This window comes from Neobacillus drentensis (assembly GCF_036965245.1).
Taxonomy (GTDB): Bacteria; Bacillota; Bacilli; order Bacillales; family Cytobacillaceae; genus Neobacillus; species Neobacillus drentensis_G.
Map to the genome: position 1 here is coordinate 45,825 of NZ_JBALPG010000048.1, position 11,422 is coordinate 57,246.

Sequence of the window (11,422 nt, forward strand, 5' to 3'; positions counted from 1 at the left end):
GTTCCTCCTTAGTGCCTGTCCAATTGCACTGTTACAGACTAGCCTTATCGTAAAAAAATTAAAAAGTCACTGTTTACATTATGAAATAAGTAGGAATTACTGTCAATTTGAAAAAGGCAGGATTATTTCAACAACTCTTTCAATTCATCTTCATCATCAAAGGAAAAGTCGGCAGTTTTATATGCCTCAATCGTCGCGAAGCTGATGAAATCACTCACCTTTACAGAGAGAATTTCTTGGATCAATTCGTAAAGCCGTTTTTCTTCCTTTTCCTTTTTCCATTTTTTCTTGATTAAGAATTCCCAAAGCTCTTTTTCGGTTACAGAATCATAACCCAACAAGTGAAATTCTGCAAGCTTACTTGCTAGTGCTGGCTGTACATGGGTACGATAATGTTCGTATCTGTGACTAACCTCCATTCTAAACTGCCTCCCCTGGGAAATCTCCCAATTAATTAAACCTTTGCAAAAAGCTTTTACTACTTGTCATGCTTTGTCCACCATTAGGCATATAGTTAATTGTAAATGAATTCTTCTTTTTTGAGAAGGTGGGAAACAGCATGTCAAAGTTTTTAAAAGGGACTGTTATCCTATTAGCAGCCGGCTTCATTACACGAGTTCTTGGCTTTATTTATCGAATTGTCCTTGCACGCAGCATTGGTGAAGAAGGCGTCGGCTTATATATGATGGCATATCCTACGTTTATTCTTGTGGTTACGATCACCCAATTAGGGCTTCCGGTGGCCATCTCTAAAAATATTGCCGAGGCGGAAGCTAGAAAGGATTATGCTGAAATTAAAAAAATCCTTGTCGTTTCCCTGGCGATAACGATTGGCTTATCAATCATTATAACGCCTGCATTAATTTTACTTGCACCAATTCTATCAAATACACTGTTCACCGATCCAAGGACATATTATCCATTAATAGCGATTGCGCCAGCAATACCGATTATCGCGGTTTCTTCTGTTTTAAGAGGCTATTTCCAAGGACGGCAAAACATGCGTCCATCAGCTATTTCTCAAATTTTAGAGCAGATTGTAAGAATAACTTTAATCGCAACAGCGACAAAAACATTTCTTCCATATGGGGTTGAATATGCAGCTGCAGCAGCAATGGCAGCTTCTGTTTTGGGTGAATTACTTTCGCTCGTTTATCTATTAACCACATTTAAATTAAAAAAGCGGTTTAAGCTCAGAAAAAATTTCTTTCAATACGTTCAAAAAGGAAAGAGAACTTTCAAAGAGTTAATGGAGATTGCACTGCCAACAATGGGTAGCAGGATGATTGGTTCAATCGCCTGGTTTTTTGAACCGATTGTTGTTGCCCACAGCTTAGCCCTTGCCGGGGTCATCGCAGTAAATGCAACAAAACAATATGGAGCCTTAACCGGCTACGCGATGCCGTTATTAATGCTTCCGTCATTTGTTACCTATTCATTATCAACATCACTTGTCCCGGCAATCAGTGAAGCTAATTCAAGAAACAATCATAAATTGATTGAATACCGTCTGCAGCAAGCATTGCGCTTTGTTTTTTTAACAGGCGGACTTGCTGTAATTGTCCTTTATGTATTGGCAGACCCGCTTATGCAGCTCATGTACGGTTCAACAAAGGGTTCATATCTTATCCGTATTATGGCACCTTTCTTTTTGTTTTATTACTATCAAGGACCGCTGCAAGCAGTTTTACAGGCATTAAACCTTGCGAGAGCTGCGATGATTAATAGCCTTATTGGAGCAGTTGTCAAAACGGCGGTGATTTTTTTACTCGCCTCCCAGCCCTCGTTCGGTATTATCGGAGCAGCGCTCGGGATTGTCGTCGGCTTTGTGCTCGTTACGGGTCTTCACTTTGCAACTGTAATGAAAAAAGTTGCCTTTTCATTTTATATACGTGATTATTTGAAGGGATTTTTAGCTATAGGGGTATCGGGTTGGTTAGGCTTTTGGATTTTTGAGAATATCTCTATAACTGGACACCTAGCAATTAGAACATTAACTGCAATACTCGTAATGACCATTTCCTATTTCCTCTTGTTGGTTATATTTCGCCTAATAAAAAAAGATGAGCTTAGACGAATTCCATGGATTGGAAACCTGTTTTCATTTTAAAAAAAGAAGACATGCCGAATTTGGCGTGTCTTCTTAATTATCATCCTTTAAATCAATAAAGAACTTCTCGTTTTCAAAGCTGCAAAAAGAAATTCTTTTTATATCCCGATATCCTCTTTTTTTCAATTCTTGACGAAGCCACAAGTTTGTTTTGTTAATTCTTTTCAAATTTTCTTCCTCAATATTACCATCTAAAATTAATGGAATCGTAATATCACCATTCTTTACTGGATTCTTTGGCTTTTTTGGATCCTCTAGTTTTTCAATTACAGATAAGCTTCCTGAAGATTCCAGGATGGCAAACTCGACATCTGCAATACTGCGAATGTCTTTTTCTCGTAATTGGGTCATTAAATCGTCGAAATTATAACGCTGCTTCCGCATCGCCACTTCGTCAATCTTTCCCCTGTTTATAATAATGCTGGGCTTACCCTCGACAAGATTACGAAATTTTTTACTCTTTAAGGACACTATTGCCATTATTACTTGGATAATCATCAATATAACCATCGGTAATATTGCATGAAATATCTTGACATTCGGTCTTTCAATGGCAACGACCGCTAGTTCGCCAATCATGATAAAAACAACTAGATCAAGGATGCTTAGTTCTCCAATTTCTCTCTTTCCCATTAAGCGGAATATGACCAGGATGAGTAAATAAAATAAAATTGTTCGAGCTACTATCGTTATATAATCTGCCACAGCTGTCCGCCCCTTTTTTTCATTCCAAAATATTATTTACATTCTTGAAAGAAAAATTAGAGGAATTATATACCAAACAATTGTTTAAATGTAAAAAGAATCAAAAATTTAATTCTACTTTTTCCCTTCCATGAATACGCTTGTACTAGGAAAGAAACTTGCATGTAAGGCCAGCATTACAGAAAAATGAAGAACGATCCTGCCGGCCTAAAAGCACTGAAGGGGGAGAGTTAATATCGAATCGAAAAGCTTTGGTACATCCATTTTGTACGGATTAACTTTTATTTTTGCTTTTGCTGTGATATGCAGCCTTATTTTTGGGTTAATCCTTAGGTTTACATCTACTCGGGAAGGATCTCTTCAATATGTCATTACAGCCTTATCTTTCATTGGGCTATTTGGAGGCGGTTTTCTTTCCGGAGGTAAACGGAAAGAAAGAGGCTGGCTAATTGGCGGATTAACGGGGCTGATTTATTCATTTGTTGTATTTTTGTTTCAATACCTTGGCTATGATCGTTTGTTTAACGCGGAGCAAGTTATTTATCATACCTGCTATACCTTAATAGCTATGATGGGTGGAATTTTAGGGGTTAATATCGCAACGAATAACTCCCGGCGATCAGCATAGAAAAAGGAAGCCATAAATGGTGGCTTCCTTTTTTAAATTATCGAAATTAATTATTGAACTTCGATGACTGTTTTACTTCAGCACACTTAGCAGGTGCTTCCGCTTTTCTTTTTACTTTGAAAGACTTACGCCTTCACCGGCGCCTGCCTCAGTAACTTCACGAATGGCATTACGGTCATATGTAAGACGGCTGCCGTCTCCACATTTAATTACGACTTTATTATCATCGATTGAATCAATAAAACCATGTAAACCACCAATCGTGACAATTTTATCACCCTTTTTCAATTCGTTTTGCATTTGTGCAACTGCTTTTTGGCGTTTTTGCTGCGGGCGAATTAATAGGAAATAAAATAATACAAACATTAATATTAATGGAATGATTGTACCCAAACCTTGCATCTTGTTTCCCTCCTTTCAAAATGGTTCTATTAGAAATTTTTCGCGTTCGGTTTGTTAAAACCATAACGTTCAAAAAACTCTTCACGGAAATCACCAAGCCGGTCTTCCATAATGGCTTGTCTGACTTTCTCCATTAATCTTAACAGAAAATAGAGATTATGGTAAGACGTTAAACGAATTCCAAATGTTTCATCGCATTTAATCAAATGCCGGATATAGGCCCTGCTATAATTTCGGCATGTGTAGCAATCGCATTCAGGATCCAACGGCCCAAAATCTCTAGCATATTGGGCGTTCTTGACCACAAGACGACCATTGCTTGTCATTAATGTACCATTTCTAGCAATACGTGTTGGCAGAACACAGTCAAACATATCAATTCCGCGAATTGAGCCGTCAATTAATGAGTCGGGAGAACCCACGCCCATTAAATACCTTGGTTTATTTGTCGGCAGCAGCGGCGTTGTGAACTCAAGCATTCGATTCATTATATCCTTTGGTTCGCCGACAGATAAGCCGCCTACAGCATATCCAGGGAAATCAAGAGAAGTAAGGTCTCTCGCACTTTGTTTACGGAGTTCCTCATATTCTCCTCCTTGGACGATCCCAAATAACCCTTGGTCTTCAGGGCGCTGATGCGCATTTAAACAGCGCTCAGCCCATCTGGATGTCCGCTCGACTGACTTCTTCATATATTCAAAAGTGGCCGGATACGGAGGACACTCATCAAAGGCCATCATAATATCAGAACCAAGGGCATTCTGGATTTCCATTGCCTTTTCAGGTGATAAAAATAACTTCTCGCCACTCATATGGTTGCGGAAATGAACCCCTTCTTCTTCAATTTTACGGAATTCACTTAAACTGAATACTTGGAATCCGCCCGAATCCGTTAAGATCGCCCGGTCCCAGTTCATAAATTTATGAAGACCGCCTGCTTCTCTAATAATCTCATGCCCTGGGCGAAGCCACAAATGATATGTATTGCTTAATATGATCCCGGCACCCATTTCTTTTAAATCTTCCGGCGACATTGTTTTTACGGTCGCAAGGGTTCCTACCGGCATGAAGGCAGGGGTATCAAAGGAGCCGTGCGGTGTATGGACACGGCCAAGCCTTGCCCCCGTTTGTTTACATGTTTTAATTAATTCATAGCGAATCGCAGTCAAATTGTTGTCTCCTTCCTTATGCAAAACATAAATAGTGTTTCACAACACACCATTTACAACGGATTTTTATTCAGAGAACCATCCTTGCCAATAAAGGCGGTGTGAGCAGAGCTAGACTTCACTACAAACTAGTGAGCAAAATATATATTTACAGCACCAATTGGATATAAAGACTCCCTTTTGCGGCGCTCCGCCCCTTTTCCCTACCCTAGATGATGAACATGGCATCGCCAAAGCTGAAGAAGCGATATCGTTCTTCAACAGCTGTGTTGTATGCGTGCAGAATATTTTCTCTTCCTGCTAATGCACTAACAAGCATAATCAAGGTTGATTTTGGCAGATGGAAATTGGTAATCATGCCATCGATAGCTTTAAATTCATATCCTGGATAAATAAAAATACTTGTCCAGCCGTTGCCCTCAGTAAACTTTCCATCATTTTGTGAGGCAATTGTCTCTAGAGTTCTTGTCGAAGTTGTCCCAACAGTAATGATTCTCCCACCCTTATCTCTTACTTCGTTCAGCAAGCGGGCCGTCTCGTCAGTTACTGTATAAAATTCGGAGTGCATATCATGCTCCAGTACATCATCGACACTTACAGGCCGGAAGGTACCAAGCCCTACATGCAGCGTGATAAAGGCGATATGAACACCCCTATCTCTTATTTCATCCAATAATGGCTCCGTAAAATGAAGCCCTGCAGTAGGGGCTGCGGCTGAACCAGGTTCGCGGGCAAAGACTGTCTGATAGCGATCCCGGTCATCCAGCTGCTCTTTTATGTATGGAGGCAGCGGCATTTCACCTAATTGGTCAAGCACCTCATAAAATATACCTTCGTATTTAAAATCTAATACTCTGCCGCCGTGGTCTGATGTCCCGGTACATACTGCTTTAAGGAGGCCATCACCAAATTCAATTTCGGTTCCTTCCTTCACCCGCTTTGCCGGTTTCACGAGTGTTTCCCACTTGTCGCCTTCAAGCTGTTTTAACAAAAGGACTTCAATTTTGGCACCGGTATCTTTTTTCACACCAAAAAGGCGTGCAGGCAATACCTTGGTATCATTTAAGACAAGGCAATCCCCTTCACGCAAATACTTGGTTATCTCTTTAAACACTTCATGCTTAATCTCACCTGTTTGTTTATCCAGCACCATCAATCGGCTTTCTGCGCGATTTTTAAGCGGGACTTGGGCAATTAATTCTTCAGGCAAATGAAAATCAAACAAGTCTACTTTCATATTATGACATCCTAATCTGTATTAAAATTATCATGGAGAAGGTAATTCCATTCCAAAATGGTGATAAACCGCAGCGGTTACTACTCTTCCCCTTGGGGTGCGTTGTAAAAAGCCGATTTGAAGTAAATATGGTTCATAAACATCTTCAATGGTTTCTGCTTCTTCGCCAATCGATGCAGCAATTGTATCTAAGCCAACAGGGCCGCCGCGGAATTTTTCAACTATTCCTTTTAATAGTTTCTGATCGATATGATCAAGACCAAGACGATCAACCTGCAGCAGTTCAAGAGCTTCTTTTGCAAGGACAAGGTTAATTGTACCATTTCCCTTTACTTGAGCAAAATCTCTCACCCTGCGGAGAAGCCGATTAGCAATCCTCGGGGTTCCCCTTGCTCTCCTGGCAATTTCAGCAGCTGAAGGTTCGTCAATTTCCGTCTCAAACAGCTCAGCCGTTCTTATGACAATATTTTTTAATTGATCTTCTTTATAATACTCGAGCCTGCTCAAAACTCCAAATCGATCCCGCAAAGGAGCTGATAAGGATCCCGCCCTTGTTGTCGCACCTACAAGAGTAAACGGCGGGAGATCAAGGCGGACAGACCGGGCGCTTGGGCCTTTGCCAATAACGATATCAAGGCAAAAATCCTCCATCGCCGGATACAGTACCTCTTCAATTGTTCGCGGCAGCCTGTGAATTTCATCAATAAATAACACGTCCCCAGGCTCTAGCGCCGTTAGAATTGCAGCTAAATCGCCGGGTCTTTCAATGGCCGGTCCTGAGGTTGTCCGAATGTTGACTCCCATTTCATTAGCAATAATGCAAGCTAGGGTTGTCTTCCCTAATCCTGGCGGTCCATAAAGGAGCACATGGTCTAACGTTTCCTTCCGAAGTTTGGCTGCCTTAATAAAAATTTCGAGATTTTCCTTCACCTGATTCTGCCCAATATATTGTTTTAAGGTTTGCGGTCGAAGGCTTTGTTCAATGCTAATCTCGTTTTCGTTCACTTCACTAGAAATAATCCGCTCTTCCATAAATCATCACCTATTTTAAAAGCCGCTGTAGGGCTTTTTTTATGTATTGGTCGGTTGATAGCTGTTCTTTCCTTATCTCAGGTGAAATCTTTTTAATCTCTTTTTCTGAATAGCCAAGGGCCTTCAGGGCAAGGATGGCTTCATCAAACGCCGAATTATTGTCTTGTGAATGTACGGGCAGCTGATCGGCATTAAATAGATTCGGGAAGTAATCGGGCACAATATCCTGTAGTTTCCCTTTTAAATCAAGTATCATTTGCCGGGCTGTTTTTTTACCAACACCAGGGAATTTTACCAGGAAGGTTTCATCTTCGTTTTCTATCGCTGTGACCACCTGCTGTACTTCACCAGAAGCAAGAATGGCGAGCGCCCCTTTTGGCCCAATTCCGGAAACATTTAATAGTTTTGTAAAAAGTTTTTTCTCTTCTCTTGTTTCAAAGCCGTAGAGTGCCATGATGTCTTCTCGAACGTAATGATATGTATAGATTGTTATCATTGTTTCCATTTTACCAGCATAAATAAACGGGTTTGGTGTTGAGATTTGATAGCCAATGCCATTATTTTCAATGACAATATATTCTGGACCGACAAATTCGACGGTTCCTTTTATAAATTCATACAATTGTATTCTCTCCTCTAGTTTGAACCCCACATTGGATGGACCTGCTGTGAAATTCATGCTGTCTTTCATTTTATCATAAGTAAAGATAGTAGTTGAAGAAAATCGCACCTTAATGAAAAGTCAAATTATTCAGTTTTGCCGATTCGCTGATAAATGGTTGGAATCCGCTGATAAATCATGGTGATTCGCTGATATATTTCTAAATTCGCTGAAATCTCTTCAAAATTCGCTGATAACCTTGAATAAAGCTATAAAAACGTGTTTGGACAAGGAAAATTGCAAAAAAAATCAGGCTGAATTTACAAAATCAGTCTGATTGGGGTCGTTCTTATTCTTTTTTTAACGAATAAGGCTTGAATGTTTCTAGTACTTCAACATAATGATCTTTAGATTTAATTGGGATGCCTTGAATCAGCTCTTCTTGTATTTTACTTTCGAGCTTCTTGATATCTATTTGAAAAAAAGATTGAATGATTCGTGATTGACCAGGTCTTCCATTAAAAATGGTCAATATACCATCTTCAGTAACACCAAAAAACCCATTTGCTTTCAGCAAAGGCGATATATCATCAACTTGTTTTCTAAATACAAACGTCGATTCATTGATATCTGTAAGCTGCCACTGGTCATATTTAGCCCAAAAATTCTCCATTGACCAACATGTTTCTTGGACTACTTCCTGACTTAATTCACCATCAAGATAGACTCTTTCCAAAATAACCGTCATGTTTAAGGGCTCAGGTTTTTGTTGTGTTTGGTGGTTATCCTGTTGTGAAGCAGAGCCTGTCGTTACCATTCCTGGGGCACTACCGATAAACATGAAGAGAATAACAGCAAATACGGCTAATCCAAACCGGTACATTGCTATCACATTAACTCTCATGTTACTCACCTCTTATTGTTATTGTACATTCTTTTCAGTTCTAGTTTAGCCTTTTTCTGCCTTTTTTATCCCAATGAGGTTACTTTTAAAAAAAAGGCAAAGCCTCGAGTGCTTTGCCCATTTTCGAGCGGAAGGGGATTACTGTCCTCCCTTATTGCGTTGAAAATCGTTATGAATGTTACGGTCGCGGCCGAGAGTTCCCTCATCGGTGATAACGGTTACTGTTCGTCCCATTGCGTAAGGCTTCACCACATTCTTTATGGCTCTCTTTGTATCAGCTGCTTTACTCGTATCATATAAATTCACCGATACAATGACCGTATTTCCGTATACTACAGACCTTACATCCTGGACATTATTAATTGCTGCTACTTTGTTTCTAATTTTATTAGAAAAATTATCCTGGAAATTTGGATTCGTAGCAACTCCAGTGTTTCCTATATTTGTACTCAAATGACCGTGATAATTCATATCACTCATGCTAAAACGATTGTCTCGTTGGAAAAAGTTTTGATCCTTTTTTGCTAACGGGGTTGTTGGATTTTTGGGATTTCCATTTTCGTCTCTAGTTTGCTGCTGCCTTCTATTTTGTTCGTTAATAACCTGATCTTCTTCCCCGAAACTATGATCCATCATTTCAGTTATCGCACCATCATTATCCCTCAATAACTCATTTCCATTATTGGGGTGGTTTTCATTGGAATAATACCCAATCGGTCGTGCTGGATTGTTGTTTTCATTTACTCCTGCACGATTATTATCACTTGCACATCCCGCAGCACCTAACACAAAGAATGCGGAAAGAGGAATCATCCACTGTTTCTTGTTCAAGCGAAAAACCCCCTCAAAACAATCTGAGCATACATTACATGCTCAATTATAGGGTGCAATTATCATGGCCATTTCATTCGCTTGACTTATATGGCATTAATCACCAATCCAACATGGAACTTTAACTCATTTAAAAATCCGACCTAACAAAATAAAGACGGTGTGAGCAGAGCTAGGCATCACCTTGTTCATCGCATAAAAATATATTGATTACTTTGATTGGACATGCTGATTTACAATTGTTATGCTCCGCCCCTTTTCCAGCCAATATTATTTTAATAATTCCTGTAATTGATCAATAAATTTTTTTCTAGTGTAAAACTGACTGATGGATAGTTCCAGTACTTGATTAAGCTTTGCTTGATCATTATACGATTTTTCTCGAATCAATCGATTCCATTCTCGAAAAATATCGGCAGGATAAGCTAAGGCATACAAAAAGGCCTCTTCTGGTAAATATTTTTTTATTTGCTTTAAACTTGCAAGCTTTTTAAATGACCAGTCGATATGGGGCAGAATCCTGTTAGCATATTGTAAATAATCGAATGACGGGGGACCGATGCTGATTAAATCAAAATCAATTAAATGTAAACTTCCTTTCCTGTCACGTAAAAAATTATGATGGGCGACATCTCCATGAAGGATAACAAAAGGCTCATTTCGAAAAAAGCTGCCATGCTTTTCCATACCCATCAGTGACCAATCGGCCCATGATATCATTTCTGAGATAAATGGTTCATTCATAAAATATCGTAAAAAGGGAAGATTATTTGAAAAAATATGGAGCCTCTCCCTCCATTTTTCCTTTAAATGACCTTTTGGGAGCAAAGTTCGATAACGGTACTGAAAAGAGGCTGTAGTCTGATGAAATTGTTCTAAAAGCTCAATCCCATCTTGACGATTCTTTTGTGTATGAAAAGAAAAGGGTGTTTTATTAGGAGCAATGTACTCGATACAGCCAAAGTAGGTTCCTTCAAAAAAAAGCTGTTCTTTCACTGGAGGAGCTAAAAATAAATATGTTTTTAAAAACCCCTCTTTTTTTAGTGTAGCTGTAAACGCTTCTTGAAGCCTAAGCCTGCTATTTCTATGATATCCTTTCATAATATAGGTATGTTTAGCGGTTTTTAATAAAAAAACTAAATTACGTATTGGTTTAAATTGGATGATTTTTCCAAAAAACTGCGACTGAAAATAAGAGAGGAGACGATTAAAATAATCATCGTCCCCTTTTTTGTTTAATGAAGTATTAAATGCTTTCATCACTGTAACCTGGCATACCGTAAGGATTTGTACCGACTGGCCCTATTCCATATGGATTCATATATGGGGGCTGGGCAATATTGACAGGTCCCGTATATGGGGCGCTGTATATTGGCGGTGTCGGTGGGACAAAGTTTGTCGGAACAGCATTAGGTGCCGCGGCAGCAGGTTGCATGACATCCAAAGAAGTCTCCGATCCACAGCCGCAGTCAACCATTGCACCTGTTCCTACAGGCAGCCCCTGAGGTGAACGGCTCTGCACGAATGGCATTTGACCATAGGCAGCAGGTGCAATCATATCTGACGATTCATAACCATGTCCTCCCATTACTTGTTGTCCTGGCCCTCCCATTTGAGGATAACCGTATGGGGAGCCTCCCATCCCAGGTTTACCGTACATTGTTCCAGGCATTACAGGTGAAGTTTGGGTCAATTCTGGCGGATTTTGTGCTGGGTACCCGCCGGTTGCAGGTCCTGCCCCAGGGTAACCAGTCGGTGCGGCTGCTGGATATCCCGTTGGCATCTGACTATATCCTGCTGGCA

The 11,422-nt window shown here is 39.9% G+C and carries 12 protein-coding genes and 1 pseudogene; 2 read left to right on the forward strand and 11 right to left on the reverse strand.

The window, feature by feature from the left end:
- Positions 1 to 122: 122 nt before the first annotated feature.
- The gene (locus V7150_RS11910) at positions 123 to 419 is read right to left on the reverse strand and encodes a post-transcriptional regulator (RefSeq protein WP_335518068.1); all 297 of its coding nucleotides are present in this window, start codon (positions 417 to 419) and stop codon (positions 123 to 125) included.
- A gap of 140 nt (positions 420 to 559) precedes the next feature.
- Here V7150_RS11910 and spoVB point away from each other — a divergent pair, with 140 nt between their 5' ends.
- Positions 560 to 2,110 carry a stage V sporulation protein B gene (gene spoVB, locus V7150_RS11915; protein WP_335518071.1) on the forward strand — a complete coding sequence of 517 codons (1,551 nt, stop codon included), beginning with the start codon at positions 560 to 562 and terminating at the stop codon, positions 2,108 to 2,110.
- Positions 2,111 to 2,143: 33 nt separating this feature from the next.
- Here the strand turns inward: spoVB and V7150_RS11920 are convergent, their stop codons facing one another.
- Positions 2,144 to 2,815, reverse strand: a complete 672-nt coding sequence (locus V7150_RS11920) for a DUF421 domain-containing protein (protein WP_335518074.1) — start codon at positions 2,813 to 2,815, stop codon at positions 2,144 to 2,146.
- A 265-nt stretch (positions 2,816 to 3,080) separates the two neighbouring features.
- Here V7150_RS11920 and V7150_RS11925 point away from each other — a divergent pair, with 265 nt between their 5' ends.
- Positions 3,081 to 3,443, forward strand: coding sequence for a TIGR04086 family membrane protein (locus V7150_RS11925; RefSeq protein WP_335518076.1), 363 nt, complete (start codon positions 3,081 to 3,083; stop codon positions 3,441 to 3,443).
- A 111-nt stretch (positions 3,444 to 3,554) separates the two neighbouring features.
- On the opposite strand, the gene yajC is transcribed toward V7150_RS11925, so the two are convergent.
- The 9 genes and pseudogenes from yajC to V7150_RS11970 form a co-directional block, all read right to left on the reverse strand.
- Entirely contained in the window at positions 3,555 to 3,845 is a 291-nt protein-coding gene (yajC, locus tag V7150_RS11930; RefSeq protein ID WP_283919658.1) for a preprotein translocase subunit YajC, read from the reverse strand.
- Between the two features lie 29 nt (positions 3,846 to 3,874).
- A complete protein-coding gene (gene tgt, locus V7150_RS11935; protein ID WP_335518079.1) occupies positions 3,875 to 5,014 on the reverse strand; it encodes a tRNA guanosine(34) transglycosylase Tgt in 1,140 nt (379 codons plus the stop codon).
- 208 nt (positions 5,015 to 5,222) lie between these two features.
- Positions 5,223 to 6,251, reverse strand: a complete 1,029-nt coding sequence (gene queA / locus V7150_RS11940; RefSeq protein ID WP_335518082.1) for a tRNA preQ1(34) S-adenosylmethionine ribosyltransferase-isomerase QueA — start codon at positions 6,249 to 6,251, stop codon at positions 5,223 to 5,225.
- A gap of 30 nt (positions 6,252 to 6,281) precedes the next feature.
- Positions 6,282 to 7,283, reverse strand: coding sequence for a Holliday junction branch migration DNA helicase RuvB (gene ruvB, locus V7150_RS11945; protein WP_335518085.1), 1,002 nt, complete (start codon positions 7,281 to 7,283; stop codon positions 6,282 to 6,284).
- Between the two features lie 10 nt (positions 7,284 to 7,293).
- Entirely contained in the window at positions 7,294 to 7,905 is a 612-nt protein-coding gene (gene ruvA / locus V7150_RS11950; RefSeq protein WP_335518088.1) for a Holliday junction branch migration protein RuvA, read from the reverse strand.
- Positions 7,906 to 8,233: 328 nt separating this feature from the next.
- Positions 8,234 to 8,788, reverse strand: a complete 555-nt coding sequence (locus V7150_RS11955) for an intercompartmental signaling factor BofC (RefSeq protein WP_335518315.1) — start codon at positions 8,786 to 8,788, stop codon at positions 8,234 to 8,236.
- A gap of 138 nt (positions 8,789 to 8,926) precedes the next feature.
- Positions 8,927 to 9,619, reverse strand: a complete 693-nt coding sequence (locus tag V7150_RS11960) for a YhcN/YlaJ family sporulation lipoprotein (RefSeq protein ID WP_335518091.1) — start codon at positions 9,617 to 9,619, stop codon at positions 8,927 to 8,929.
- Between the two features lie 270 nt (positions 9,620 to 9,889).
- Positions 9,890 to 10,879: an aminoglycoside phosphotransferase family protein gene (locus V7150_RS11965; protein ID WP_335518094.1), complete on the reverse strand. Its 990-nt coding sequence runs from the start codon at positions 10,877 to 10,879 to the stop codon at positions 9,890 to 9,892.
- Positions 10,866 to 11,422: pseudogene (locus V7150_RS11970) on the reverse strand (hypothetical protein); the annotation flags it as partial. The pseudogene V7150_RS11970 and the gene V7150_RS11965, both read right to left, overlap by 14 nt.

Bases quoted from the DNA above. Each gene is read 5' to 3' on its own strand.
- V7150_RS11965 (WP_335518094.1), bottom strand. From the start codon at position 10,879: ATGAAAGCATTTAATACTTCATTAAACAAAAAAGGGGACGATGATTAT.
- spoVB (WP_335518071.1), top strand. From the start codon at position 560: ATGTCAAAGTTTTTAAAAGGGACTGTTATCCTATTAGCAGCCGGCTTC.
- ruvB (WP_335518085.1), bottom strand. From the start codon at position 7,283: ATGGAAGAGCGGATTATTTCTAGTGAAGTGAACGAAAACGAGATTAGC.
- yajC (WP_283919658.1), bottom strand. From the start codon at position 3,845: ATGCAAGGTTTGGGTACAATCATTCCATTAATATTAATGTTTGTATTA.
- queA (WP_335518082.1), bottom strand. From the start codon at position 6,251: ATGAAAGTAGACTTGTTTGATTTTCATTTGCCTGAAGAATTAATTGCC.
- V7150_RS11955 (WP_335518315.1), bottom strand. From the start codon at position 8,788: ATGAGAGTTAATGTGATAGCAATGTACCGGTTTGGATTAGCCGTATTT.
- V7150_RS11910 (WP_335518068.1), bottom strand. From the start codon at position 419: ATGGAGGTTAGTCACAGATACGAACATTATCGTACCCATGTACAGCCA.